General features: G+C 72.2%; 21 protein-coding genes. 6 read left to right on the top strand and 15 right to left on the bottom strand.

The features are described from left to right. Window positions 1-44: 44 nt before the first annotated feature. The 10 genes from FGX59_RS16450 to FGX59_RS16405 form a co-directional block, all read right to left on the bottom strand. Window positions 45-1,076, bottom strand: coding sequence for a cobalt-precorrin-5B (C(1))-methyltransferase (locus tag FGX59_RS16450; protein WP_138468221.1), 1,032 nt, complete (start codon window positions 1,074-1,076; stop codon window positions 45-47). After that, window positions 1,077-1,841, bottom strand: a complete 765-nt coding sequence (gene cobM / locus FGX59_RS16445; protein WP_138468219.1) for a precorrin-4 C(11)-methyltransferase — start codon at window positions 1,839-1,841, stop codon at window positions 1,077-1,079. It abuts the gene before it with no gap. After that, window positions 1,838-3,637, bottom strand: coding sequence for a precorrin-3B C(17)-methyltransferase (gene cobJ / locus FGX59_RS16440; protein ID WP_138468217.1), 1,800 nt, complete (start codon window positions 3,635-3,637; stop codon window positions 1,838-1,840). The genes cobM and cobJ overlap by 4 nt, the downstream gene beginning before the upstream one ends. Beyond that, the gene (gene cobI / locus FGX59_RS16435; RefSeq protein ID WP_138468215.1) at window positions 3,630-4,328 is read right to left on the bottom strand and encodes a precorrin-2 C(20)-methyltransferase; all 699 of its coding nucleotides are present in this window, start codon (window positions 4,326-4,328) and stop codon (window positions 3,630-3,632) included. The genes cobJ and cobI overlap by 8 nt, the downstream gene beginning before the upstream one ends. Window positions 4,329-4,437: 109 nt before the next feature. After that, a complete protein-coding gene (cbiE, locus tag FGX59_RS16430) occupies window positions 4,438-5,634 on the bottom strand; it encodes a precorrin-6y C5,15-methyltransferase (decarboxylating) subunit CbiE (protein WP_138468213.1) in 1,197 nt (398 codons plus the stop codon). Window positions 5,635-5,701: 67 nt separating this feature from the next. Continuing rightward, window positions 5,702-6,343: a precorrin-8X methylmutase gene (locus FGX59_RS16425; RefSeq protein ID WP_138468211.1), complete on the bottom strand. Its 642-nt coding sequence runs from the start codon at window positions 6,341-6,343 to the stop codon at window positions 5,702-5,704. Continuing rightward, window positions 6,340-7,539 (bottom strand): sirohydrochlorin chelatase, encoded by a 1,200-nt coding sequence (locus FGX59_RS16420; RefSeq protein WP_138468209.1) that lies wholly within the window; start codon window positions 7,537-7,539, stop codon window positions 6,340-6,342. Before FGX59_RS16420 ends, FGX59_RS16425 begins: the two co-directional genes overlap by 4 nt. Before the next feature lie 180 nt (window positions 7,540-7,719). Beyond that, on the bottom strand, window positions 7,720-8,127 hold the full coding sequence (locus FGX59_RS16415; protein WP_206078371.1) for a DUF805 domain-containing protein: 408 nt from the start codon (window positions 8,125-8,127) through the stop codon (window positions 7,720-7,722). A 269-nt stretch (window positions 8,128-8,396) separates the two neighbouring features. After that, a complete protein-coding gene (locus FGX59_RS16410; protein ID WP_138468207.1) occupies window positions 8,397-8,861 on the bottom strand; it encodes an Hsp20 family protein in 465 nt (154 codons plus the stop codon). 129 nt (window positions 8,862-8,990) lie between these two features. Then, window positions 8,991-9,824, bottom strand: a complete 834-nt coding sequence (locus FGX59_RS16405) for a serine protease (RefSeq protein WP_171060673.1) — start codon at window positions 9,822-9,824, stop codon at window positions 8,991-8,993. Between the two features lie 210 nt (window positions 9,825-10,034). On the opposite strand from FGX59_RS16405, the gene FGX59_RS16400 reads away from it, so the two are divergent. Continuing rightward, window positions 10,035-11,297, top strand: a complete 1,263-nt coding sequence (locus tag FGX59_RS16400) for an MFS transporter (protein ID WP_240722502.1) — start codon at window positions 10,035-10,037, stop codon at window positions 11,295-11,297. A gap of 43 nt (window positions 11,298-11,340) precedes the next feature. After that, window positions 11,341-12,078: a DUF599 domain-containing protein gene (locus tag FGX59_RS16395; RefSeq protein ID WP_138468203.1), complete on the top strand. Its 738-nt coding sequence runs from the start codon at window positions 11,341-11,343 to the stop codon at window positions 12,076-12,078. A 76-nt stretch (window positions 12,079-12,154) separates the two neighbouring features. On the opposite strand, the gene FGX59_RS16390 is transcribed toward FGX59_RS16395, so the two are convergent. From FGX59_RS16390 to FGX59_RS16370, 5 genes are read right to left on the bottom strand one after another with little or no spacing between them, the layout of a single operon-like run. Further along, on the bottom strand, window positions 12,155-14,245 hold the full coding sequence (locus FGX59_RS16390) for a hypothetical protein (RefSeq protein WP_138468201.1): 2,091 nt from the start codon (window positions 14,243-14,245) through the stop codon (window positions 12,155-12,157). 3 nt (window positions 14,246-14,248) lie between these two features. After that, window positions 14,249-17,023, bottom strand: coding sequence for a DUF4159 domain-containing protein (locus FGX59_RS16385; protein ID WP_138468199.1), 2,775 nt, complete (start codon window positions 17,021-17,023; stop codon window positions 14,249-14,251). Continuing rightward, window positions 17,023-17,895 carry a DUF58 domain-containing protein gene (locus FGX59_RS16380; protein WP_138468197.1) on the bottom strand — a complete coding sequence of 291 codons (873 nt, stop codon included), beginning with the start codon at window positions 17,893-17,895 and terminating at the stop codon, window positions 17,023-17,025. The genes FGX59_RS16385 and FGX59_RS16380 overlap by 1 nt, the downstream gene beginning before the upstream one ends. Continuing rightward, window positions 17,892-18,836: a GIY-YIG nuclease family protein gene (locus FGX59_RS16375; RefSeq protein ID WP_138468195.1), complete on the bottom strand. Its 945-nt coding sequence runs from the start codon at window positions 18,834-18,836 to the stop codon at window positions 17,892-17,894. Before FGX59_RS16375 ends, FGX59_RS16380 begins: the two co-directional genes overlap by 4 nt. Beyond that, on the bottom strand, window positions 18,833-19,840 hold the full coding sequence (locus FGX59_RS16370; protein WP_138468193.1) for a MoxR family ATPase: 1,008 nt from the start codon (window positions 19,838-19,840) through the stop codon (window positions 18,833-18,835). Before FGX59_RS16370 ends, FGX59_RS16375 begins: the two co-directional genes overlap by 4 nt. A 61-nt stretch (window positions 19,841-19,901) precedes the next feature. Between FGX59_RS16370 and FGX59_RS16365 the strand changes: the two genes are divergently transcribed. The 4 genes from FGX59_RS16365 to FGX59_RS16350 all read left to right on the top strand — a co-directional run bounded on the left by FGX59_RS16365 (window position 19,902) and on the right by FGX59_RS16350 (window position 25,119). Beyond that, the gene (locus FGX59_RS16365; protein WP_138468191.1) at window positions 19,902-20,501 is read left to right on the top strand and encodes a DUF1285 domain-containing protein; all 600 of its coding nucleotides are present in this window, start codon (window positions 19,902-19,904) and stop codon (window positions 20,499-20,501) included. A gap of 81 nt (window positions 20,502-20,582) precedes the next feature. Further along, on the top strand, window positions 20,583-21,818 hold the full coding sequence (locus FGX59_RS16360) for a calcium-binding protein (protein WP_138468189.1): 1,236 nt from the start codon (window positions 20,583-20,585) through the stop codon (window positions 21,816-21,818). Window positions 21,819-21,880: 62 nt separating this feature from the next. Beyond that, window positions 21,881-24,673: a DNA polymerase I gene (gene polA, locus FGX59_RS16355; protein ID WP_138468187.1), complete on the top strand. Its 2,793-nt coding sequence runs from the start codon at window positions 21,881-21,883 to the stop codon at window positions 24,671-24,673. Then, entirely contained in the window at window positions 24,670-25,119 is a 450-nt protein-coding gene (locus FGX59_RS16350; protein ID WP_138468185.1) for a hypothetical protein, read from the top strand. Before polA ends, FGX59_RS16350 begins: the two co-directional genes overlap by 4 nt. Window positions 25,120-25,132: the final 13 nt, after the last annotated feature.

The following is a 25,132-nucleotide window of genomic DNA, read 5'->3' as shown; positions in this document are numbered from 1 at the left end:
AGGTCCCGGGTCGAGCCCGGGACGGAACAGTGCCAAGCGCGCCGTCATGCCCCGGCCCCCGAGCCGGGGCCTCCTGCCTCTGCCAGGATCGCGCCGGCCCGGTCGATGACCAGCACGTCCACCGCGCAGTCCCCGGCGACGCGCTGCGCCACGCGCCGTGCCTCCTCGGCCACCAGGGCCGCCAGCGGCGGGTGCCGCATCACTGCCTCGAGCGCGGTGTTGCACCCGGCCAGTTCCGGCCGCCCGGCCAGCGCCGCGAGCTGCGCGAAATCCACCTGGCTGCGCTTCGAATGCAGATCCATCGCCCCCTGCGCCAGCTTCGCCAGCTTGCCGATCCCGCCCGCGACCGTCACCCGCGCCACCGGATGGCGCGCCAGGTATTTCAGCATCCCGCCTGCGAAATCCCCCATGTCGAGCATGGCATGCTCCGGCAGGCCGAAATGCGCCTGCGCTGCCTTCTCCGAGGTCGCCCCGGTGGCGCCCGCGACATGGGAGAGCCCCGCCGCGCGCGCCACGTCGATGCCGCGATGGATCGAGGCGATCCAGGCCGCGCAGCTGAAGGGCCGCACGATGCCGGTCGTGCCCAGCACCGACAGCCCGCCGGTGATGCCCAGGCGCGGGTTCCAGGTCTTCGCCGCGATCTCCGCCCCGCCGGGGATCGAGACCGTCACCTCCCACCCGCCGGGGCCGAGCGCGCGGGCGATCATCTCGCGCGGCACCGGGTTGATCGCGGGCTCGCCCGGCGGCACCGGCAGGCCGGGCCGGGTCACCGTGCCGACCCCCTCGCCCGCGCGGAACCGCACGCCCTCGCCGCCGGTCTGGCGCACCCGCGCCCGCACGGTCACGCCATGGGTCACGTCGGGATCGTCGCCGGCATCCTTGACCACCCCCGCCTCGGCCCAGCCGTCGCCCTCGCGGCGCTCGGCCAGCGCGAAGCGCACGACCTGGCCGCGCGGCAGCACGATCTCCACCGGATCGCTCCAGCGCCCCGAGACCAGCCAGCCCGCCGCCGCTGCCGCGGCCGCCGTGGCGCAGGCGCCGGTGGTGAAGCCGGTGCGGAGCGGCCCGGCGGCCATTCAGGCCTTCTCCACCTTCCGCAGCACATGCGGCTTGGCGGCGTCGTAGAGCGCGCTGTCGGGAAAGTCGCTCTCCTCGAAGACCCGGCCGACGAAGACCAGCGCGGTGCGGGTCAGCTTCGCCGCGCGGACCTTGCCGCGGATATCCGCCAGCGTGCCGCGCAGGAAGGCCTGGTCCGGCCAGCCGACGCGGTAGGCCACGACGACCGGGCAGTCCGCCCCGTAGAGCGGCGCCAGCTCGCGCTCGATATGCAGCAGGTTCCGGATCGACAGGTGGATCGCCAGCGTCGCGCGGCTCTGGCCCAGCGTCGCCAGATCCTCGCCCTCGGGCATGCCGGTCGACTGCATCGAGGTGCGCGTCAGGATCACCGTCTGCGCCTGTTCGGGAACGGTCAGCTCCTGCCCCAGCGCGGCGGCCGCGGCCGCATAGGCGGGGACGCCAGGCACGATCTCGAAGGGGATGCCCGCGGCGCGCAGCCGCCGGATCTGCTCGGCAATCGCGCCATAGAGCGAGGGATCGCCGGAATGCACCCGCGCCACGTCCTGCCCGGCGGCATGCGCCGCCTCGATCTCGGCCATGATCTCGTCGAGATGCATCGGCGCGGTATCCATGACCTTCGCGTCCCCGGGCGCGCCCGCGACCACGGCGGGCGGCACCAGCGAGCCCGCATAGAGGCAGACCGGACAGGCCGCGATCAGCCGCTGGCCCTTGACGGTGATCAGATCGGGATCGCCCGGCCCCGCGCCGATGAAATAGACGGTCATTCCGCTGCCTCCTCCAGTTTCTTCGCATAGCCCCGCGGGGTGTAGATCCAGTGCCCGTCGGCGCCTTTCGACCGGTCGCCCGACAGCACCGCGCGGCTGGTCGAGGCGCCGACCAGCACCACGGTCAACATGTCGACCTCGTCGACCTGCAGATCGGCGAGGCGGCGCAGCCGCAGGCTCTCCTCCGGGCGGCCCAGATGCGCGGCCAGCAGCACCGGCGTGTCGGCGGGGCGGTGCTGCAGCAGCGTGTCGCGCGCCTCGGCCAGCAGCGTCCGGCGGCGCATCGAGACCGGGTTGTAGAAGGCGATGACGAAATCGCCCTCGGCCGCCGCCTTGATGCGTTTCTTGATCGCGTCGCGGGGCGTCAGCAGATCCGACAGCGAGATAGTGCAGAAGTCATGGCCGAGAAGCGCCCCCGCCCGGGCCGAGGCCGCCTGCAGCGCCGAGACGCCCGGGCAGTTGACCACGTCGACGCGCCGCGCCGCCGCCGAGACGCCATGGGCGCTCTCGGGCCGGTCGATCAGCTCCATCACCAGCGCGCCCATCGCGTAGATGCCCGCATCGCCCGAGCAGACCAGCGCCACGCGGCGGCCCTTGGCCGCCTCCTCCAGCGCGAAGCGGCAGCGGTCCTCCTCGCCGCCCAGCGGGAAGTCGGCGCGCGCCTTGCCCTTGGCCAGCGGTCCCAGCAGGTCGATATAGAGCCCGTAGCCGACCAGCAGCTCGGCCCCGGCGATCGCGCGGGTCGCCTCGGGCGTGCGCCAGGACGCCTGGCCCGGGCCGATGCCGACCACGGCGAGCGAGCCGCGGGGCATCCCCGCCTCGCCATTGCCCAGCCAGGCCAGCGCGCAGGTGGCATTGGCGGTCTTCTTCTTCTCGACGGCCAGCGCGCCGCCCTCGCCCGCCGCCGCCAGCGCCGCGCCCTCGCTGACGCCGTGGCAGCCGACCTCGGCGAAGACGATGTCCGAGGGCGTGGCGAGGCGCGGGGTCTCGGCCTCCAGCCGCTCGGCCGGAAAGAACCGCGCCGGGACGCCCAGATGGGCGGCCAGCGCATGGACCGCGGCCTCGTCGGATTTCACGTCGATCGAGGCGACCGAGGCGACCTGCCCCTGCGAGAGCCCGGCGCCTGCCAGCGTCTCGCAGGCCAGCGCGACCAGCTCCTCGGGAGGGCAGCCACGGGCGCAGCCGACGCCCAGCACCAGCCCCTGCCGCCGCCAGACCAGCGGCGCGGTGCCCGGCACGCTGAGCACCACAGTGTCGCCCGCGCCCGGATCTGCCAGCACGCGGCCATCCTCGACCAGCGGCTCCAGCCAGTCGGCGCGGCCCGAGAGCTCGCCCTGCGCGCCCGCCAGCAGCGCCGCGGCGCAGGCCTTGGCATCGCCGGGATTGTCGAGCACCCAGCCGGCCGGCGGCTCGTCGAGCGCCACGCCAAGCCGGACATCCCCCGCCGTGGTCAGCGCGGCGCGGATGCCGAGGATGTCGGCGATGCGCGCGGCCAGCTGGTTGGCGCCGCGATGACCGCCCAGCAGCGGCACGGCGGCCGAGCCGTCCTCGGCCAGCACCACCACCGGCGCCTCGGACCACTTGTCGGAAAGATAGGGCGCCAGTGCGCGGATCACGATGCCGCTGGCGCAGATCGCGATCACCGGGCGGCCGGCGAGGAATTCCGCGGCGATGGCGCCGGGCACGTCGCAGCCGAGCTCCGCGCGGGAGAGATGCTGCGCGCCCAGCCGTCCGGCCAGGCGCTCGCCGAGTTCGGCACCGCCCTGGGTCAGGCTGAGGATGACGGGATCAGACATGGGCATCCTTTCCGGGGATGACGATCATCGAGAAATAGGGCACCTCGGCGGGCGCCTCGGCCAGAGGGCAGACCGCCTGGCCGGGCAGCGAGGCATGCTGCACCAGCACCGCGCGGTCCGTCAGGCCGAGCCCGTCGATCACCGCGCGCGCCTTGGGGAAATGGCGGCCGAGCTTCATCACCGCCGCCGCGTCCGTGGCGGCGAGCCGGTCGCGCAGCACCTCTTCGGGCAGGGTCGCGGGCAGCACGGTCAGCACGTCCATCCGCGCGCAGAGCGCCCGCGCCGCCGCCGCCGAGGAAGCGCCGAGCGACGAGACGCCGGGGACGATCTCCACCGGGAAGCGCCCGGCGAGGCGGCCGAAGAGATACATGAAGGAGCCGTAGAAGAACGGGTCGCCCTCGCAGAGCACGACGACATCCTCGCCCGCCTCGAGCACCGCGGAGAGCTCGGCGGCGGCCCGGTCATAGACCTCCTGCGCGGGGAAGCGCGCAGCGCGCATCGGGATCACCACCGGGATCTCGCGCACGCCCTCGGGCAGGTAGTCCGCGACGATGCGGCGGGCGAAGCTCTCGCCGCTGTCGGGGGCGGGATAGGCGATGACCCGCGCCTGCGAGATCAGCCGGTGCGCCTTCAGCGTCAGGAGCTCGGGATCGCCCGGACCGGTGCCGAGGCCGTAGAGGGTTCCGGTCATGTCCGCGGGTCTCCGCATGAGTGGCAAGATGTGTCTGCAGCGCGCGCGAGGCCGGCCGCCGGAGCGGGAGCGGACGGCGCGCCGGGGCGCGCGGGACAGCGGCCGCCGGTCATGTCGCAAGGCTCCACTGGGTGACGGGCATGGCGGGCTTCCAGCCGCGATAGGGGCCGACCGGCTCGGCGCGGGCGACCGAGATGCGGCGCAGCTCGCCGCCATGGCGGGCCTGGAGGGAGAGGAGCAGCGCCTCGCTTTCCAACGTCACGGCATTGGCCACCAGCCGGCCGAAGGGCTTCAGCGCGGCCAGCGCGGCGGTGACGGTCTCTTCGGAGAGGCCGCCGCCGATGAAGACCGCCTCCGGCGCGGGCAGCCCGGCCAGCGCCCCGGGCGCGGTTCCGGCGACGATCTGCAGCCCCGGCGTGCCGAGCCGCGCGGCATTGGCGGCGGCGACGGCGCGGCGCTTCGGCTGGCTCTCGATGCCGACGGCGCGGGCGCCGCGGGCGGCGCGCATCCATTCGATCGCCACCGAGCCGCAGCCGAGGCCGATGTCCCAGAGCATCGCGCCGGGGCGCGGCGCCAGCGCGGCGAGGGTGACGGCGCGGATCTCCTGCTTGGTCATCTTGCCGTCATGGGCGAAGGCGTCGTCGGGCAGGCCGGTCAGCGGCAGCGGCACATGGCCGGGCGCCGCGGCGCAGTCGATTGCGAGCACATGCAGGTCGGGCGCGGCGCCCTCCCAGCTCTCCGCGGTGGCCTCGAGACGGCTTTCCTGCGGGCCGCCGAGATGGGCGAGCACGGTCATCCGCGACGGGCCGAAGCCCGCGCGGGACAGGAGCGCGGCGATCTCGGCCGGGCTCTGCCCGTCGCGGGTCAGCAGCAGCAGGCGGCGGCCGGGGGCGAGATGCGGCAGCACCAGCTCGGCCGGGCGGCCATGCACGGTCAGCGTCTCGCAATCGGCGAAGGCCCAGCCCATCCGCGCCGCCGCCCATTGGAAGGCGGAGAGCTGCGGGTGGAGCGTCGCGGCGCCCTCGGGCAGGGCGGCGAGGAGCCGCGGCCCGGCGGAGTACCAGAGCGGATCGCCGCTGACGAGCACGGCGACGGGGCGGCCCTCCAGCCCGGCGATCTCGGCCTCGAGCGCGCTGAACGGGCTCGGCCAGGCACGGCGCTCGGCCGCGAGCCCGGGCAGCAGCGCATGGTGGCGCGGCGCGCCGAAGATCACCTCGGCGCCTTCCAGGCGGGTGCGGGCGGCGGGCGAGAGCCCGTCGGGGCCGTCCTCGCCGAGGCCGATGATATCGAGCCAGGGGGCGGTCACGGGCGGTCCCCCGGGAGGTCCCGGGTCAGGCCCGGGACGCCGCAGCGCGGGGCGGCATGTCTCCGGCTCATGTGCCGTCCCCGCCGAGGCCGAGGAGCAGCGCATTCACCGCGGCCGCGGCCATGGCCGAGCCGCCGCGGCGGCCGGGCAGCGTGGCGAAGGGGATGCCATGGGGCAGCCGGGCCAGCGCCTCCTTCGATTCCGCGGCGCCGACGAAGCCGACCGGGAAGCCGAGGATCAGCGCCGGGCGCGGCCAGCCCTGTTCCAGCCCCTCGAGCAGGTGGAAGAGCGCGGTCGGCGCATTGCCGATCGCCACCACGGCGCCCTCGAGCGCGGGCTTCCAGTGCTCGGTCGCCGCGGCCGAGCGCGTCGTGCCGAGCGCAGCGGCCAGCGCCGGGGTCTCGGGATCGTTCAGCGTCACCTTCGGCACCGTGCCCGCAGGCAGGGCGCGGGCGATGATGCCGCGGGCGACCATCTCGGCATCGCAGAAGATCGGCGCGCCGGCCGCCAGCGCACGGCGCCCGGCCGCGACCGCGCCGGGCGAGACCAGCAGCTCGGCCCCGACCTCGACCATGCCGCAGGCATGGATGACCCGGATCGCCAGGTCATGCGCGTCCGGCTCCAGATGGTCGAGCCGCGCCTCGCGGGCGATCGCCGCGAAGCTCTCGGCATAGATCCGGGCCGGGTCGCGCTCGTAGGCGAGGCTCATGCGTCGTCCTTCAGATGCTTGCGGACGCTCTCCGGCCCGAGCGGGTGGTCCGCATGCGGATAGGCCGGATGGTGGTGGTGCCCGTGGTCATGGGAGTGATCATGGCCGTGGTCATGGGAATGGGGGTGATGGTGGTGCTCGCCGTGGTCGTGGTCATGGCCGTGCCCGTGGTGGTGGTCGTGGTGGTGGTCGCCGTCATGATGATGATGGGAACCGGCATCGAGCCTGCAAGCCCCGGTGCAGAAGCTATCGCAAAGTTGACACTCCGCGACATTCGAGCCGGGCGCCGCCGCGCCCTGCCCCTCGACATGGTGGTGATGGCTTTCCTGGGCCATGCCGACCTCGGCCTCGAAGCCCAGGACCTGGGTGCGGTACTTGCACATCGCGCAGTTCATCGCGGTGTCGCCGCCGAGGATCTCGGTCACCCGCTCGGCGAAGGTGGCCAGCACGTCCGGGTGGTCGTTGAGATAGCCCGCCTTGACCCATTGCGTGCCGGGATGCGCCGCGGCGACCATGTCGGCGAAGCCGTAGATGCGGTCGATCAGGATGCCGGTGAAAAGGAAGTACGGGAAGACGATCACCCGCTTGTAGCCCAGCCGCGCGGCATGCTCGAGCGCGGGCTCGACGAGCGGGAAGGTCACGCCGGAATAGCCGACCTCGCACCAGCCGAAGCCCATGCCCTCCCACAGGAGCCGCGCGACCTTCGAGACGTTGGAATTGGCATCCGGGTCCGAGGCGCCGCGGCCGATCACCACCAGGCAGGTATCGTGGCGGGCGACCGCGCCATGGGCGGCATCGGCGGCGGCCACGGCCTCCTCGATCCGGGCGGAGGCGGCGCGGACCATGCGCGGATCGACACCGAGCTCGCGGCCGTAATCGACCTTCAGCCCGTTCTCGGCGGCATAGGCGTTCAGGACCGAGGGAATGTCGTTCTTGGCATGCATCGCAGCGAAGAGCATGCCCGGCACGGCGAGGATGCGGGTGCAGCCCGCGTCGCGCAGATTGTCGAGCCCCTTGCGGATCACCGGATTGGCGAATTCGAGATAGCCGTAATCCACCTCCCATTCGGGCGGCAGGTAGCCGGGCAGCTTCTCGGCCAGGACCGCGAATTCGGCCACGGCTGCCTCGCTGCGCGAGCCGTGCCCGCAGAGCATGACGCCGATCTTCTCGGCGGGATCGTGGGAATGGCTGCTCATCGGCTCGCTCCTCGTGCTGCGCCCGGGGATGCAAAGCCGCCATCGGACGCGGAGACCGCGCCCTTGACGACATCCCGGCGCGCCCCCGGATTGGGTCGGCGTCCCGGCATTTCCTTGCAAGCCCCTCGGCATCGTCGGCGCAGGGCCTAGCAGGCGCCGCAGGCTGCCGCAAGCGCCGCGTCAGGCAGCGGCGCGCGGCCGCCTGTCCCAGTGCGGCGCGGGACCGTAGCGGTTGCCCTCCGGCAGGCCCGGCTGGGCGAAGAGCCAGACCAGCGCCAGCGCGCCGATCACCGGCAGCAGAAGGAGCACGAGCCACCAGCCGCTGCGGCCGGTATCGTGCAGCCGCCGGGCGCCGAGCGCGAGCTCCGGCAGGATCAGCACCAGCCCGATCGCCGAAGCCAGCACCCCCGCCGCCCCGGGCAGTCCGAAGACCGGCTCCAGCACGAAGGCGTCGGCGAGCCCCGCCATCAGGTTCAGCAGGATCACCGCCAGCACGAACCGCCAGAACTCGCCCCGCGCGGCCCGGCCGGAAAACGTCGCGTAATTCTCGAAGACCGCCCTGCGGAAGGCGTCGATAATGTCGTCCATGTCATCCCCTCGCCCGGAACGGGCCCTCCCTGCCGGCAAAATAGCCGAACATGGCAAGCATCGCATCTGCGGGGCGCTGCGCCAAGCCATGCAATGATCCGCGAGGCCAATAGCGCAAAGCCGCCGGGGGGGACCGGCGGCTCTGGCACGTTCTGATATCCGGACCGGGGGAACGGACGGGCCGCGCAGGGCGGCTGGGCGCAGGAAATCTCCGCCGCAGCGCGGCCGCCGCTTCCGGGGCGGCTTGCGCGCGCCCCGGGTCCGGGCCGTCAGTTGACGGCCTTCGGCTCCTCGGCCGCCGCGCGGGCGAGACCGCGGGCGATCTCGATCTGGCGGGGCTTCAGCGCTTCGGGCACTTCGCGCTTCAGGTCGACATGCAGCATGCCATTCTCGGCCGCCGCGCCGGTGACGCGGACATGGTCGGCCAAGGTGAAGCGGCGCTCGAAGGCGCGGGTGGCGATGCCGCGATGCAGGTAGGTGCGCGGCTCGGCCGCCTCGGCCTTGCGGCCGGAGATGACCAGGGCGTGCTCCTTGACCTCGACGGTCAGCTCGTCCTCGGCAAAGCCTGCGACCGCGATCGAGATGCGGTAGGCATCATCGGCGGTCTTCTCGATATTGTAGGGGGGGTAGCTTTCGCGGCTCACATCGGTGGACGTGACACGGTCCATGAGATCGGCAATCTGGTCGAAGCCGACAGTGGCACGATAGAGCGGCGCGAGATCGAAGCTGCGCATGGGGATATCCTCCTTGAGCGATGTCCTATGTGATGCCCTCCCCTCGGGGACGGGCGGTGCGCGGAACCCGTATCCGGCGTCCCACGGGAATTAGCTGGGAACTGCCCCGGACGGTTTCAACCCCCCGATTCATCCCCCCGACGGCGCCGCCTGCGCCCCCGGCGCGGCAAGCCCCGCGGCGAGCCGTGCAAGCGCCTCCGGCCCCACCGGGACCACCACCGCGCGGCCGCCCGGCCCCGCCCCGCCGCCGGCCCGGGCCAGGCGGCTCGAGACCACGGCGGCGACCCGCAGGCGCCCCTCGGCATCCTCGACGATCACCGGCGCGCCCGACATGCCGCCCACCGCCTCGCAGCTCGTCACCATCGCCCCGCGCAGCGGCGCCAGCGCCTCGCAGGGCGCCTCGCGCGCCAGCGCGTCGGGCGCGTCATAGCCGAAGGACAGCACCTCGAGCGGATGGCCGCGCAGCAGCGGCGCCTCCGCCACCGGGATCGGCCGGGCGACCTCGGCGGGCACCGGCGCCTTCAGCCGCAGGAGCGCGAGATCCTCGGCCAGCGCGGCCCCTTCGAGATAGCGCCCGGCTACGGCCAGCGCCGCAGCGGCGACGGCCCCGGCCTCCCCGCCCTTGCGGTAGGCCGGCCAGAACACCGTGCGGTAGGGCTGCGCCACCCAGCCGGTCCCGGGATTCGACACGCAATGCGCCGCGGTCAGCACCAGGTCGGGGGCGATCAGCGTGGCGGTGCAGTGGCGCGCTTTGGGCCCGGTGCGCACCTGGCCCACCGCCGAATAGCCCGCCTGCTGCGGCGCCGAGAGCAGCACCCGCGCCGATCCCGCCGGCAGCGCCCGCGGCGCGCCCCGCTCGCCGGACACGGCCAAGCCGGGCAGCAGCCCCGCCAGGAGCGCCGCCCCGAAGACGGCCCCGAGGACAGTCCGGCGGCGGGCGCGGTCACGGTCTCCTTGGGCCATGCGGTCCTCCTGCGGCAGCTCCGGCACCGAGCTTTGCGCCATTTACCGCCGCCATCAAGGTCCGGCTCACAGCCCGCGGCACGCGACGGCGCGGCAAGGGCGCGCCTGGCGCCGCGCGGAAACTGCGGTATCACGGCGGAAAGTGCTGCCGGATGTCTCGCGCTTGCGCCGAAACGCCCTAGATCCCCGGCACTCTCCAGCGAGGCTCCCATGCTCAGCCAGACCTTCTACCGCCTGACCGCGCGCCCGGGCGCCGGTGCCGATCCGCGCGAGGCCCGCCGCTTCGCCACCGCCTTCCTCTCGCTTGCCGCCACCAAGATAGCCGACGGGCTGATCGAGCCGAAGCTGGTCCTCGCCTGGCTCTTCTCCGCGCTCGGCGCGCCGGGCTACCTGACGGGCGCGCTGGTGCCAGTGCGCGAGGCGGGCGCGCTCCTGCCGCAGCTCGCGCTGGCCGGGCGGATTGAGCGGATGCGCCATCGCCGCATCGCCTGGGCCGCCGGGGCCGCGGTGCAGGGGCTCGCCGCGCTCGCCATCGCGGCGGCCGCGCTCCTGCTCGAGGGCGCCGCCGCGGGATGGACGATCCTCGCCGCGCTCGCGGTCCTGGCCATCGCCCGCGCCGCCTGCTCGGCAAGCTTCAAGGACGTGTCCTCGCGCACACTGAAGAAGGGCACGCGGGGCACGCTGACCGGGCTCGCGGGCTCGGCCGGCTCGGCGGCGGTCCTCGCCTGGGCGGTGCTGCTGGGGCTCGGCATCGTCCCGCGCGAGCCGGTCTGGATCGCGGGCTCCGTCGCCGTAGCGGGCGCGCTCTGGCTCGGCGCCGGGGCGCTTTTCGCGACACTCGACGAGCCCGCGGCCGAGCCCGACCCGCCCGGGGGCCTGTCCGGCCTCCTGGCGCCCCTGCGCAGCGATCCCGGCTTCCGGCGCTACCTCGCGGTGCGCGCGCTGATGATCTCCACCGCCCTCGCCCCGCCCTATCTGGTGATGCTCGGCCATGCCGCAGGGCAGGACGGCCCGGGCAATCTCGGCCTCCTCATGATCGCCTCCTCGGCCGCGGCGATCCTCTCCTCCTATGGCTGGGGACGGCTCGCCGACCGCTCGAGCCGCCAGGTGCTGGCCTTCTCGGGCCTCGCCGCCGCCGCCGTGCTGGGCGCGGCCGCCGCAGCGGCACTGGCCGCGGGCGGGCTCGGCGGCAGTTGGGGCACCGCCGGCTTCGTCTTCGCCGCGCAATGCGCCTACCAGGGCGCGCGGATCGGGCGGAAGACCCATCTGACCGACATGCAGAGCCCCGGCGGCAAGGCCGCCGCCACGGCGCTGGCCAATACCCTGACCGGCGGGCTCCTGCTGCTCGGCGGCGGCTTCGGGCTCCTGGCCGAGGCGGCGGGCGCCGGGACCGTGCTGGCCGTCTTCGCCGCCATGGCCCTCGCGGGCGGCGCGGCCGCCTTCCGCCTGGGCGAAGTCCAGCACCCCGGCTGAAGCCCCTTCCCCGCAGCCGCGCGCCTGCGCTATGGGTTCCATCATGGATATCACGACGCTCTTCCTGCTCCTCTCCTGGCCCGACCTGCTGGCCGCCGTCTTCGCGATCCTCTGCTGGGGGCTGGTCGGCTGGCATGTCGAGCATCCGCGGCAGTCGCGCCCCTCGGTCAACCGGCTGATGCGCCAGTACCGCCGCGAATGGATGCTGAACAACATCGACCGCAGCCCGCGGGTGCATGACGCGACGCTGCTGGGCTCGCTGCGCGACGGCACCGCCTTCTTCGCCTCCGCCTGCCTGATCGCGATCGGCGGCGCGCTGGCGCTGATCGGCAATACCGACCGGCTCGACAAGGTCGCCTCCGAGCTGATGATGGGCCCGACCGCCTCGATCCTCTGGGAGGTGAAGATCCTGCTGCCGCTCCTCCTGATCACCAACGCCTTCATGAAGTTCGTCTGGTCGCACCGGGTCTTCGGCTACTGCTCGGTGATGATGGGGGCGATCCCGAACGAGGCCTCCGACCCCGAGGCGCGGCGCCGCGCGCTGATGGCGGCCGAGCTGAACATCGAGGCGGCGCGCTCCTACAACCGCGGCCTGCGCTCGGTCTATTTCGCGCTCGGCACGCTCGGCTGGCTGCTCGGGCCGGTGGCGCTGATCCTGACCACGCTGGCGACCGCCGGGACCATCTGGTACCGCGAATTCGCCTCCTCCTCGCGGCGGCTCCTGCTCGAGGGCAAGCTGCCTGCCGAGAGCCTCGCCGAGATCGGCGAAGAGCTGCCCTGAGCCAGGCGTCCCGCGGCCTCCCGGACCTGATCCGGGAGCTCCGCGCTCTCCGCCCGCGCCACCTTGCGGAAAGGGCTCAGACCGCCCGGCGGCGGCGCCCCTCCAGGAGCCAGGCGCCGATCACCAGCGCCGCGGCCAGGAACAGGAAGGCCCAGGGCGGCAAAAGCGGCATGATCCGCAGATCGGCCGTGACATAGGCCTCGCGCGGGGTGATCCCGATCCAGCCGCGCCCGGCCGCCGGACGTCCGGGCCGCACCTCGCGCAGATCGGGCGCGCCGTCCTCCAGCGCCAGCGTTCCGCCGCGCGTCGCCGAGACCAGGGGCGAGATCGCCTCGCCCGAGGCGATGGTCTGCTCGAATTCCCGCGGCGCCGAGGGCCCCAGCGCGATCACCGCGTCGAGTACCCCGTCGGTGATGCGGTAGAGCCCGATCTCCGGCGCGTCGAATTCCGCCTCGAACCGGCCCGGGCTGACCTCCTCTGGCGCCAGCGTCCAGCTCCGCCCCTCGGGACCGGTGATGGTGATGTCGCCGGTGCTGTCCTCCAGCGTGCGGCGGATCACCGTCATCGACTGGCCTTCGGCCTCGGCCCAGAGCGCCTCTTCCTCCAGCTCGGGCTCCTTCATCATCCAGTGCGCCAGCCGCCGCAGCAGCTCGAGCTGCGGTCCGCCGCCCTCGAAGCCGCGGTTCCACAGCCAGGCATGGTCGGAGGCCAGCAGCGCCACCCGCCCCTCGCCCACCCGGTCGAGCACCAGCAGCGGCTTGTCCTCGGGTCCCGACATCACCGTCTCGCCGGATTTCGGCGCCAGGTCGATCATCCGGAACCAGCGGCCCCAATAAGGCGCCTCTGCGCCGTCGGGCGCATTCTCCGCGCCCCAGGCATCGAGCCCCTCGGTCACCGGATGGCGCCGCCCCAGATCGGTGAGCTGCGGCTTGTAGCCCTGCTCGTAGACCCGCGCGGTCGGCTCGGCCGGGATGATCTGGTTCAGCGGCGACCGGTAGATCGAGGTCGCGCCGGCGAAATCCGGCCCGGCGGCGACCAGCACCGCGCCGCCGTCTTCGACATACTGGCGGATATTGTCGAGATAGATCACTGGCAGGATGCCGCGCCGCTTGTAGCGGTCGAAGATGATCAGGTCGAACTCGTCGATCTTCTCCAGGAAGAGCTCCCGCGTCGGGAAGGCGATCAGGCTCAGCTCGGTGACCGGCACGCCGTCCTGCTTCTCCGGCGGTCTCAGGATGGTGAAATGCACCAGATCGACCGAGCTGTCGGATTTCAGCAGATTGCGCCAGGTGCGCTCGCCCGCATGCGGCTCGCCCGACACCAGCAGCACGCGCAGCCGGTCGCGCACGCCGTTGATCTGCAGCACGGCGGCGTTGTTGCGGTCGGTCAGCTCGCCGGGGCTGTCGGCCAGGGTGAACTGGATCACGTTCATGCCGCCATGGGGCAGCACCACGGGCAGGTCGATATCCTCGCCCACCGGCACCTGGTAGGTGCTGGGCTCGCCGCCGTCGAGCGCCAGCGACAGGGTCGCCATCTGCGGCAGGTCCGCGGGCACCCGTCCCTGGTCCTCGATCCTCAGCGTCAGGTGGAATTCCTCGCCGAGAATGGCGAAGGCCGGAGCGTTCTTGACGATCAGCCGCCGGTCCCAGTCGCTGTCATGGCCGGTCATCAGCAGATGCACCGGCGCGGGCACCGAAGGCGCGCCCTCCATGTCGTGGATCTGCCCGTCCGAGATCACCACGATCCCGGCGACGCGGGCGCGCGGCTCGTCGGCCAGCGCCTCGGCCATGGCCTGCATCACCATCGAGCCCTCGTTGCCGTCGGCATCGCGCACCACGACCTCGCGCAGCTCGGTGCCCGGGCGCTGCGCCACCTCGGCACGCAGCCGCTCGAGCGCCGCCCCGGTCTGATCCGCCCGGTCCGACAGCCGCTGGCTGGCGGTCTCGTCGACCACCGCGATGACGATGTCCGAAAGCGGCGTGCGGTCCTCCTCCTGCAGCGAGGGATTGGCCGCCGCGCCAAGCAGCGCGACTGCCGCCAGCGCGCGCAGCCACCAGCCCGAGAGCCGGTTCACCGCGGCGAAGACCACCAGCAGCCCGGCCATCGCGGCCAGCGTCCAGACAAGCGCCATCGGCACGAGCGGGGCGAAGACGATCTGGTCCGTCATGGCTCAGTTCCCCAGCCGGTCGAGCAGGGCCGGGACATGGACCTGGTCGGATTTGTAGTTTCCGGTCAGCACATGCATCACCAGATTGACGCCGAAGCGGTAGGCGACCTCGCGCTGGCGCTCGCCGCCCAGCCCCGATCCGACGCGCAGCATCGGCTGGCGGCGGTCATCCGTCGCCCAGGCGCCCGCCCAGTCATTGCCGCCGATCACCACCGGCGTCACCCCGTCATTGAGATCGCGGAAGGGCATGCCCTCGACCGCCTCGGCGCCGGGCGGTGCCGCCTCGACCCAGACCTCGCGCCCGGCAAAGCGGCCGGGGAAGTCCTGGATCAGGTAGAAGGCGCGGGTCAGCACGTGATCCGCCGGGATCGGCTCCAGCGGCGGGATGTCGAGCCCGGTGGCGATCTCCTGCAGGCGCCGCCCCTCGGGGGTGCCGCCGCCGAAGCCCGCCACATTGGCGTCGCGGGTGTCGAAGACGATCATGCCGCCGGTGCGCAGATAGCGGTTCAGCTTGGCATAGGCCTCCGCCGAGGGCAGCGGCTGGTCCGCCGTCACCGTCCAGTAGATCAGCGGAAAGAAGCTCAGCTCGTCGGTCTCGATATCGACCTCGGTCGGATCGGCCGGCTCGATCGAAGTGCGCGAATACAGCACGTCCGACAGCCCGGCGAGCCCCGCGCGGGTGATGCCGTCGACCTGGGCGTCGCCGGTGCGGACATAGGCCAGCGTCACCTCCGCGGTCGCGGCGATCGCCTTGGCGTCGGCGTCCTCCTGGGCCTGCGCCTGGCCCTGCGGCAGCCCCAGCAGCGCCGCCGCCAGGATCGCGGCCGCGCCTGCGCGGCGCATCCGGGGCATCTTGCCCGAAAGCCACATCGAGGCCAGCAGATCCGCCATCAGCAGCAGCAGCGCCACCGAGAGCACTCCGCCCTTCAGCGGCGTTTCCTGGCGGATGTCGAGCCCCTCGACCGGGATGCGCTCCGGCCAGGCGGTCGGTGTCAGCACGGTGTCGGCTCCCGTCACGTTCAGCGCCAGCCGGCGGTCGCCATCGGCATAGACCCCCGGCGGCATGTCGGCGGCGGGCACGCCCTCGGCGATCCGCTCGCCCGGCACCCCCGCCATGGTTCCGGCCTCGGCACCCGCGCCGAAGCCGTCGATCACCTCCTGGGCCACCCAGGTCGTCCCCTCCAGCGCGGCGGCATCGGGCCGGGCGCTGCCGGCCGCGACCGAGAGCCGTTCGAGCATCGACATGAAGAGCCCCGAGAGCGGCAGGTTCGACCATTCGGCATTGGCGGTGACATGGAAGAGCACCACCTGCCCCTCGCCCACCGCCTTGCGCGTCACCAGGGGCGTGCCGTCCTGCAGCGCCGCGATCGTGCGCTCCGCCAGGTCGGGATCGGGCTGGGCCAGCACCTGCGCGGTCACCGTCACCTCGCCCGGCACGGCGAGCCCGTAGAAGGGCGAGTCCTCGGCAAAGGGCATCAGCGTCTTCGGCGCGCCCCAGCTCATCGCCCCGCCGACCGAGCGGCCGCCCGCGCGGAGCCGCACCGGCATCAGCGGATCCTCGGTCTCGCGGCTGACATCCGAGGCGGCGAGCCGCGGCCCGGCGAAGCGCAGGAGCAGCCCGCCCTTCTCGACCCATTCGCCGATCTGCGTCTCCTCGGCGGGCGAGAGCCGCGCCACATCGGCCAGCACCAGCACGTCGGGGTTCGCCAGCAGCATGTCGGCGAGGTCGGTCTCGATCAGGTCGGCATTCGGCGCCAGCGCCTGGCGCAGGTAGTGCAGCGGCGACAGCAGCTCGAACCCCTCGCCCTCGCCCTGCCCGGACAGCAGCGCGACCTCGCGGCGGCGCAGCGCATCATCGGCCAGGGAGACCGCGCCGGCGGAGCGCACGCCCTCGATCTCGAAGCGGGTGACGCGGTTGCGCAGCTCGGCCGGCAGGCTCAGCTCCACCGTCGCCGTTGTGGCCTCGGGCTCGAAGCTGCCCTCGGCGCGGGCCAGGATGCGGTCGGCCCCGGTCGGGTCGAGACCGCGCGCCGCCACCGCGAAGCCCGCCTCGCTGCCCGCGCGCTCGCGCAGCGCCTCGAGCCGGATCACCCCGTCCTCGTAGACCGCCGGGCGCAGCGCCATCACCGGGCGCGGGCTTTCGAAGATCCGCACGCGGCCATGGTCCTCGAAGGCGGCCAGGAGCGCGTCGCGCCCCGGACGGGCCAGCCCGTCGGAGAGCCAGAGCGTCTCGAACCCCTCGTCAGGCAGCGCCTCGGCCCAGTCCGCCACGGCCGCGGCATCGGGCGCCCAGGGCTCGGGGACGAGCGAGGGCAGCCGGGTCAGCCAGGTCTCGGCCGCCTGGAAGGGCAGCTCGCCCGGCGACAGGTCCGTCAGCGTCGTCACCGCGGCCGGGCGGCCGTCGCGCGCCGCCTCGGTCAGCGCCGCCTCCACCCGGTCGAGCCGCCGCGTCCAGTCGCGCGCATCCGCCCAGCTGCCGTCGAGCACGATCAGCAGGGGCCCGCGCCCGCCGGCGGTCTGGGACGGGTTCAGCACCGGCCCGGCAAAGCCCAGGATCACCAGCGCCACCGCCGCCATCCGCAGCAGCAGCAGCCACCAGGGCGTGCGGTCGGTCTGGCTCTCGTCGTCGGTCAGCCCCAGCAGCAGCGCCACGCCGGGAAAGCGGCGGCGCACCGGCGCGGGCGGCACGGCGCGCAGGATCACCCACAGGACCGGCAGGGCCAGGAGGGCGAAGAGGAGCGCGGGGGCAGTGAATCCCAGGGAACCCAGGGTCAGCATCAGCGGGTCTTCTCCATCGCGCCGTAGAGCCAGAGCAGCGCGGATTGCGCGCTCTCGCCGGTATGGTGGCAGGCGAACTGCCAGCCGGTCAACCGCGCGAGGTCGGAAAGCCGCGCCTTGCGCTCGGCCAGCCGCTCCAGGTAGCGGTCGCGCAGCGAGGCCGCCTGCAGGGTTTCATGCGCGAGCCCGCCGCCCATGCTCTCGAAGACGGTGCGCCCGTCGAAGGGGAAGGCCTCCTCCTCGGGATCGAGGATCTGCAGCAGCGCGCCGCGCACGCCGCGGTCGGCCGCCTGGGTCAGCGCCGCCTCGACCTGGTCGAACGGGCCCATGAAATCCGACACGAAGAGCGCGCGGGATTTCGACATCATGCCGCGGATATCGGGCGCGCCGTAATCGCCGCCCGCCCCCTGCAGGAGCCCTTCGGCCATGCGCAGGAGCTGGATCTCGCCGGTGCGCGGCGGCACGTCGAGCCCCGCGAGGCCGACCCGCTCGCCCGCGCGCAGCATCAGGATGGCGGCGGCCAGCGCCAGCGACCGGCCGCGATCGGCCTTGGGCGGCATGCCCTTCGAGGCGAAGCTCATCGACTGCGCGCCGTCGACCCAGATCAGCACGGTCTGGCTGGCCTGCCATTCGCGCTCCTTGATGAACTGCTGGTCGGAGCGCGCGGAGCGGCGCCAGTCGATCAGCCGCGCCTCGTCGGTGGCCTGGGCGGGGCGGTACTGCCAGAATTCCTCGCCAGTGCCGGGACGGCGGCGGCCATGCGCGCCGAGCAGCATGTTGGCGGCCAGATGCTCGGCATCGGCCAGAAGCGGCGGCAGCGCGGCAGAGAGCCCGTGCGCTTCGCGGCGCAGATCGGCAGGCGTCCGGATCATGCCGCCGCCTCCGTTACGAGGGCCAGCCGCGCCGCTTCCCAGTCGCGGCAGGTCTGGCCAGTGCCCTCGACGCGCCATTCGATCGGTCCGGCGCAGGAGCGCCCGGCGACGACGGCCCCAGCCGCGCTTGTGCTGTTGAAAGCGTAGTCGCGCACGAAAACCAGCCGCCCCGGTTCCGTCGTGGGCACGAGCACGCCGGAGGCCACGAGATCCTGATGACTCTGCGCATAGGTCTGCGGCGTCGCGCTCGAGCACTCCGCTCTGGCGAAGGACCCTTCCCGCACGACGAATTCCCCGTCGATCTGGCTCGCATGCGCCACGAGGGAGTGCTTCGGCATGCGAAGCTCGAAGGCTGTCGCACCTGACGGCGCGGGCACCCCGCTGATGGATTGCGGGTCGTTGGCACTCTGGCCGGCCGGAGCCGAAATCGCGCGCCGCCGGTCCTCGAAGGCAGTCACCCCGAGCGCCGGCAGCACCACGCGCAGTTCCGAGAGGAAGCCTTCCATATTCGCCGCCTGCGCCTCCGACAGCCCCGCCCCGCCGGGGGTATTGCCATTCTCCAGATCGCGGCCGAGCCCGCGGGCGATCTCGGCCAGTCGCGCCTCGAGGTAGCGCGCATGCGCCTTGTTGAGCGCATCCGCCCGCGCCGTGACAAGCACCGCGCGGTCCCACCAGTCCTTGTCGGCGGCATGCTGCCGGAGACGCGCCGACAGGCGCTCGGTTTCGCCGATGTAAAGCTGCGCGCGGCCCCCGCTTTCGCCCATCAGCAGGTAGACGCCGGTATAGCCCGCCTCCGGGCGGCGCAGCGCGGTCTCCAGCCGCACCCGCGGCACCATCAGAACATGGCCCGTCCAGTTGAACATCTCGGCCGTCACCAGCCCGTCCGGCGTGCCGTCGACGAAATAGAGCTCCAGGGACCTGCCCCGGCCCGGATCGCTCATGCCGCGGCCTCGACCTTCGTCATCTGGGCGGCGACGCTGCGGATCAGGCCGTTCAGGCTCTGGCCGCGGGCGCGCGACGCGAAGGTCAGCTGCATGCGGTGGGTCAGCACCGGCACCGCCATGCGGGCGACATCCTCGGCGGTCGGCACCAGCCGCCCCTCGAGCAGCGCCTGCGCGCGCACCATCAGCATCAGCGACTGCGCCGCGCGCGGCCCGGGGCCGAAGCTGACCATGTCCTTCACCGGTTGCGGCGCGGTCGGATCCTCGGGACGGCAGGCGCGCACGAGATCGAGGATGGTCTCGACCACCGCATCGCCCACCGGCATCCGCCGCAGGAGCGTCTGCGCCGCGATCAGCTTCTCGGCGGTGAAGACCTGCACCGAGTCGGCCTCCTCGACGCCGGTCGTGGCCAGGAGGATGTCGCGCTCGGTGTCGCGGTCCGGGTTCGGCACGTCGATCTGCACCAGGAACCGGTCGAGCTGCGCCTCGGGCAAGGGATAGGTCCCCTCCTGCTCGATCGGGTTCTGCGTCGCGAGCACGTGGAAGGGCTGGCCGAGCGCATGCTCGGCGCCCGCGACGGTGACGTGCTTCTCCTGCATCGCCTGCAGCAGCGCCGACTGGGTCCGCGGGCTGGCGCGGTTGATCTCGTCGGCCATCAGCAGCTGGCAGAAGACCGGGCCGCGGATGAACCGGAAGGAGCGCGTGCCGTCCTCGGCCGTCTCCAGCACCTCGGAGCCGAGGATGTCCGCGGGCATCAGGTCGGGGGTGAACTGGATGCGGTTGTCCTGCAGCCCCATCACCTTGCCGAGCGTGCCGACGAGGCGCGTCTTGCCCAGCCCCGGCAGGCCGATCAGCAGCGCATGGCCGCCGCACAGAAGCGCCGCGAGGGTGAGGTCGACGACGCGTTCCTGGCCGATGAACCGCTTGGTGATGCTGTCCTTTGCGGCAGCAAGGTCATGGCCCAGATCCTCGATCTCCTGCACAAGGTCGGTTCCGTCGGTCATGACATTCTCCTATTCCGGGGTATGTTGACCATCATAGAGCCACGTCTCCGGACAGTTTCAAATGACAAATGACGGAAAAGCGCAAAACATCGTGAGCCCCCAGGACCGCCCCGACGCCAACAGCCTCATGGCCTCCGCCAGCCGCGCCTCGAAGAAGGGACCGCCGCCGGTTCACCTGTGGAATCCGCCCTTCTGCGGCGATATCGACATGCGGATCGCCCGCGACGGCACCTGGTTCTACATGGGCACGCCGATCGGCCGGCCCGCCATGGTCAAGCTCTTCTCCTCGATCCTGAAGAAGGAAGGAGATGCCTATTTTCTGGTCACTCCGGTAGAGAAAGTGGGCATCCAGGTCGATGACGCGCCGTTCGTGGCGGTGGATTTCGCCGTCTCGGGCGAGGGCGCGGACCAGGTGCTGACCTTCACGACCCATGTCGGCGACGTGGTCGCGGCCGGGCCGGACAACCCCATCCGGGTGGAGATGGGCGAGGATGGCGAGCCCGCGCCCTATGTCCATGTCCGCGCCGGGCTCGAGGCGCTGATCGACCGCAAGAGCTTCTACCGGCTGGTCGAGCTGGGCGAAGAGCAGGACGGCTGGTTCGGCCTGCGCTCGGGCGGCGCGTTCTTCGGGATCGACCGGGCCGACGCGCTCGGCATGTGACGGGGCCGGGCTTCCCGGACTGGCCCCGTCCCCGGGCGGCGCCGGCATTGCGGGCACGGGCGAGGGCTTCAGGAGGAGCCCATGGCGGCAAGGGGAATGCTCCGCTTCTGGCGGGACGGCGCGGCGACGGCGTATTCCGGATTGCAGCACCGGCAAGTCTTCCGGCTCGATGACTGGACGGGAGACGCCGGAGCGTCCGTCGCCTGGCGGGCCATCCATGCCGTGAGCGGCACGGATCTGGCGCTGGCGGAGGACTGGACCGTCACCGGCGAGATCACCGCCCTGCGGCTCGAGATGACCGTCGACGGGGCCGGCGCCCATGCCGCGGAATACGAAACGCGCCTGTCCTATGACGGGATCGTGCCGCGCGACGGCGCCGGGGCGGAGATCGGCCAGCTCCTTCTGGCGGGCTGGGACACGCGCACCTACATGCCGTTTTCCGGGTTCCGGCAGACGCCCTGGCTGAAGGGCGAGTCCGGAACCGAATGGCAGTCGGCCGTGGCCGATATGCGCGTCACCGGCAGCCATGGCCGCGACCAGTTCCACAATGTCCACGGCGCCGCGAGCCATGCGCACGGCCGGGGCGGCGATGACGAGCTGTGGCTGCGGAACACCTCGGGGGAGCTCCATGGCGGCGCCGGGGACGACCGCCTGTCCGGGCCGGGCCGGCCGCGCGACATGCCGGAGGATGCCGGCCTGTCCTGCCATCTTCTCGGCGGGCTGGGCGACGACCGCATCGGGTATGCCAGCGGCGATGTCATTGCCCGCGGAGGCCCCGGCGATGACGTGATCACCTATGCCTACAGGAACATTGTCCACGAGGGCCCGAAGGCCGCCGGCCAGGTGAGCCTTCACGGCGGCGCCGGCGACGACGTGATCGTCTCGGGCGGCCTGCGTGCTGCCGCCCGCGGCGGCGGCGGAGACGGCACGCTCGAGGCAGGCTTCGGCAAATCCATCCCCTGGGGCGGCGCGGGGGCCGACACCTTCGTCCTGAACATCGACGACACCAGCACGATGACCAAATACGCCACCAGCAGGAACGTCAGCGGCCTGCTGCTGGAAGCCACGATCCGGGATTTCGAGCCGGGCACCGACCGGATCATCTTCGCCGGTTACGGCAAGCGCTCCTCCGCGGAGCTGGACGGCCCGCTGGACACCGCCCTGTTCCCCTTCGCGCCGGACCTGGCCGAGATCAGGGCCGCGGCCTTCCAGGACGGCGCGGATGCCGTCATCGACCTGGAAATCCGCCAGATCCTGCTGCGCGTGAAGGAGACGGACCTGCCCGAGCTCTTCGAACACTGGCCCGAGCCGCTCTAGCCCCTTTCCTCGCCGGACGCTTGCCAATAGGTAGGAGCGGAAACGGCAAGGGAACGCGCGACATGGCCTTCGGCAAGGGACATCATCTGCATCTGATCGACGGATCGGCCTTCATCTTCCGGGCCTATCACGCGCTGCCGCCGCTCACGCGCAAGTCCGACGGGCTGCCGGTCGGCGCGGTCGCGGGCTTCTGCAACATGCTCTACAAGTATGTCGAGGACAATGCCGGCCCCGATGCGCCGACCCATGCGGCGGTGATCTTCGACCATTCCGGCAAGAGCTTCCGCAACGAGATCTACGACAAGTACAAGGCCAACCGCCCGCCCGCGCCCGAGGATCTGGTGCCGCAGTTCCCGCTGACCCGCGACGCCACGCGGGCCTTCAACATCGCCTGCCACGAGATCGAGGGCTTTGAAGCCGACGACATCATCGCGACGCTGGCCTGCCGCGCGCGCGAGGCCGGCGGGCGGGTGACGATCATCTCCTCCGACAAGGACCTGATGCAGCTCGTCGGCGGCGGGGTCGAGATGCTCGACGCGATGAAGAACGCGCGGATCGGCGTCGAGGGCGTCGAGGCGAAATTCGGCGTCGGCCCCGACCGGGTGGTCGATGTCCAGGCGCTGGCCGGGGACAGCGTCGACAACGTGCCGGGCGCGCCCGGGATCGGCATCAAGACCGCGGCGCAGCTGATCAACGAATACGGCGATCTCGACACGCTGCTGGCCCGCGCCGAGGAGATCAAGCAGCCCAAGCGCCGCCAGACCCTGATCGAGAATGCCGAGCAGATCCGCATCTCGCGCCAGCTGGTCAAGCTCGACTGCGACATGGAGCTGGATTTCACCCTCGACAGCCTCGAAGTGCGCGAGCCCGACGCCGAGGAGCTGGTGGGCTTCCTCAACGCGATGGAGTTCCGCACGCTGACGAAGCGCGTCGCCGACCGGCTGGGCGCCCCCGCGCCCGCGGTTGCCGAGGCGCCCTCCGCCGCCCCTGCCCCGGCCGAGGACCAGCCCTTCGATCCGGCGAAATACGAAAGCGTCGGCGATGCGGACGCGCTCCGGCGCTGGATCGACCTGGCCTATGCCCGCGGCTGGGTGGCAGTCGATACCGAGACGACCGGGCTCAACGAGATGACCGCCGATCTGGTCGGCGTCTCGCTGGCCGTGGAGGAAGGCAGCGCCTGCTACATCCCGCTGGCGCACAAGGCCGAGGCCGAGGATGGCGGGCTCTTCGGCTCCGACGCGCTGGCCGAGGGGCAGATGGGGCTCGACGAGGCGCTCGACCTGCTCAAGCCGATGCTCGAGGATCCGCAGATCCTCAAGATCGGCCAGAACATGAAATACGACATGAAGATCCTCGCCCGCTACGGGATCGAGGTCGGGCCGATCGACGACACGATGCTGATGAGCTACGCCCAGCATGCCGGGCTGCACGGCCACGGGATGGACACGCTGAGCGAGACCTATCTCGGCCATGTGCCGATCCCGATCAAGCCGCTGCTGGGCTCGGGCAAGTCGGCGATCACCTTCGACCGGGTGCCCCTGGAGAAGGCCGTGCCCTATGCGGCCGAAGACGCCGACATCACATTGCGCCTGTGGCATTTCCTGAAGCCGGGGCTGCACAGGGCGAAGGTGACGACCGTCTACGAGACGCTGGAACGGCCGCTGGTCCCGGTGCTGGCGCAGATGGAGCGCACCGGCATCAAGGTCGACCGCGACGTGCTGAGCCGCATGTCGAACGCCTTCGCGCAGAAGATGGCCGGGCTCGAGGCCGAGATCCACGAGCTGGCGGGCGAGACCTTCAATGTCGGCTCGCCGAAGCAGCTGGGCGAGATCCTCTTCGACAAGATGTCCCTGCCCGGCGGCAAGAAGGGCAAGACCGGCGCCTATTCCACCCCGGCCGACGTGCTGGAGGACCTGGCGACCGAGCATGACCTGCCGGCCCGCGTGCTCGACTGGCGGCAGCTCTCCAAGCTGAAATCGACCTACACGGACGCGCTGCAGGACCATATCAACGGCGAAACCGGGCGGGTCCACACCTCCTACTCGATCGCGGGCGCCAATACCGGCCGCCTCGCCTCGACCGATCCGAACCTGCAGAACATCCCCGTCCGCTCCGAAGAGGGCCGCCGCATCCGCGAGGCCTTCGTGCCGGAGAAGGGCCATGTGCTGGTCTCGCTCGACTACTCCCAGATCGAGCTGCGCATCCTCGCCCATATCGCCGGGATCGAGGCGCTGAAGGAGGCGTTCCGCGACGGCCAGGACATCCACGCCGCCACCGCGTCGGAAATGTTCAACGTGCCCCTGGACGAGATGACCCCCGAGATCCGCCGCCAGGCGAAGGCGATCAACTTCGGCGTGATCTACGGCATCTCGGGCTTCGGGCTGGCGCGCAACCTGCGCATCCCGCGGGCCGAGGCGCAGGGCTTCATCGACCGCTATTTCGAGCGCTTCCCCGGCATCCGCGACTACATGGACGCGACCAAGGGCTTCGCCAGGGAGCACGGCTATGTCCAGACGCTCTTCGGCCGCAAGATCCACACGCCCGAGATCAACGCCAAGGGGCCGCGCGCGGGCTTTGCCAGCCGCGCCGCGATCAACGCGCCGATCCAGGGCACCGCGGCCGACGTGATCCGCCGCGCCATGGTCCGCATGCCCGCCGCGATCGAGGGGCTGCCGGCCAAGATGCTGCTGCAGGTGCATGACGAACTGATCTTCGAGGTCGAGGACGGCGCCGTCGACGAGACCATCGCGCGGGTGCGCGAGGTGATGGAGGGCGCGTCGCTGCCCGCCGTCGAGCTTGCCGTGCCGCTGATCGTCGATGCCGGCCAGGGGCAGAGCTGGGCCGAAGCGCATTGAGGGACTTCGCCCGGCTCGCCGTCGCGGCCTGGGCGGCGGGGATGATCTTCCTCGTGCTCTCGGTGGCCGGCTGGTTCGCCGAGGCCTGGCTGATGCCGGTCTCGGGACGGCCCTATCTGGTCCCCGGCCAGGCCGCGCAGATGGCCGCGGGCTTCGCCCGGGCGGGCATCGTCCTCCTGCCGCTGGCGCTTTTTCCCGCGCTGGTGCTGCGGCTCGCCGTCTGGCTCACCCCGCTGGTGCTGACGGTCCGCAAGATCGCGGTCCTTGGCGGCGCGGTGCCGCTGGCGGGGATGCTGCTCTTGCCGCATGTCGCCGAGACGCTCTGGGCCCCCTGGGACTACGTCCTCACCACCGCCGCGCTGGCGTTGATCGGCGCCGCCGCCGCCTGGAGCGGCTGGCGCCTCGCCTTCGGTCCGGGCGCGGAGCTCGGCCGCAGGCGCGGCTGAGCGGGACCGGGCT

This window comes from Poseidonocella sp. HB161398 (genome assembly GCF_005870025.1).
GTDB lineage: Bacteria > Pseudomonadota > Alphaproteobacteria > Rhodobacterales > Rhodobacteraceae > Mangrovicoccus.
Note: the sequence above shows the minus strand (reverse complement) of the source record. Positions and strands in the feature narration are given on the sequence as shown.

What these genes read in the sequence shown, in the direction of transcription:
- polA (WP_138468187.1), top strand. Translation starts at nt 21,881, where the DNA reads ATGGCCTTCGGCAAGGGACATCATCTGCATCTGATCGACGGATCGGCC.
- FGX59_RS16380 (WP_138468197.1), bottom strand. Translation starts at nt 17,895, where the DNA reads ATGATCCGGACGCCTGCCGATCTGCGCCGCGAAGCGCACGGGCTCTCT.
- cobI (WP_138468215.1), bottom strand. Translation starts at nt 4,328, where the DNA reads ATGACCGGAACCCTCTACGGCCTCGGCACCGGTCCGGGCGATCCCGAG.
- FGX59_RS16385 (WP_138468199.1), bottom strand. Translation starts at nt 17,023, where the DNA reads ATGCTGACCCTGGGTTCCCTGGGATTCACTGCCCCCGCGCTCCTCTTC.
- FGX59_RS16415 (WP_206078371.1), bottom strand. Translation starts at nt 8,127, where the DNA reads ATGGACGACATTATCGACGCCTTCCGCAGGGCGGTCTTCGAGAATTAC.
- FGX59_RS16360 (WP_138468189.1), top strand. Translation starts at nt 20,583, where the DNA reads ATGGCGGCAAGGGGAATGCTCCGCTTCTGGCGGGACGGCGCGGCGACG.
- cobJ (WP_138468217.1), bottom strand. Translation starts at nt 3,637, where the DNA reads ATGTCTGATCCCGTCATCCTCAGCCTGACCCAGGGCGGTGCCGAACTC.
- FGX59_RS16375 (WP_138468195.1), bottom strand. Translation starts at nt 18,836, where the DNA reads ATGAGCGATCCGGGCCGGGGCAGGTCCCTGGAGCTCTATTTCGTCGAC.
- FGX59_RS16400 (WP_240722502.1), top strand. Translation starts at nt 10,035, where the DNA reads ATGCTCAGCCAGACCTTCTACCGCCTGACCGCGCGCCCGGGCGCCGGT.
- FGX59_RS16420 (WP_138468209.1), bottom strand. Translation starts at nt 7,539, where the DNA reads ATGAGCAGCCATTCCCACGATCCCGCCGAGAAGATCGGCGTCATGCTC.
- FGX59_RS16405 (WP_171060673.1), bottom strand. Translation starts at nt 9,824, where the DNA reads ATGGCCCAAGGAGACCGTGACCGCGCCCGCCGCCGGACTGTCCTCGGG.
- FGX59_RS16370 (WP_138468193.1), bottom strand. Translation starts at nt 19,840, where the DNA reads ATGACCGACGGAACCGACCTTGTGCAGGAGATCGAGGATCTGGGCCAT.
- FGX59_RS16410 (WP_138468207.1), bottom strand. Translation starts at nt 8,861, where the DNA reads ATGCGCAGCTTCGATCTCGCGCCGCTCTATCGTGCCACTGTCGGCTTC.
- cobM (WP_138468219.1), bottom strand. Translation starts at nt 1,841, where the DNA reads ATGACCGTCTATTTCATCGGCGCGGGGCCGGGCGATCCCGATCTGATC.
- FGX59_RS16425 (WP_138468211.1), bottom strand. Translation starts at nt 6,343, where the DNA reads ATGAGCCTCGCCTACGAGCGCGACCCGGCCCGGATCTATGCCGAGAGC.
- FGX59_RS16395 (WP_138468203.1), top strand. Translation starts at nt 11,341, where the DNA reads ATGGATATCACGACGCTCTTCCTGCTCCTCTCCTGGCCCGACCTGCTG.
- FGX59_RS16450 (WP_138468221.1), bottom strand. Translation starts at nt 1,076, where the DNA reads ATGGCCGCCGGGCCGCTCCGCACCGGCTTCACCACCGGCGCCTGCGCC.
- FGX59_RS16365 (WP_138468191.1), top strand. Translation starts at nt 19,902, where the DNA reads ATGACAAATGACGGAAAAGCGCAAAACATCGTGAGCCCCCAGGACCGC.
- FGX59_RS16390 (WP_138468201.1), bottom strand. Translation starts at nt 14,245, where the DNA reads ATGACGGACCAGATCGTCTTCGCCCCGCTCGTGCCGATGGCGCTTGTC.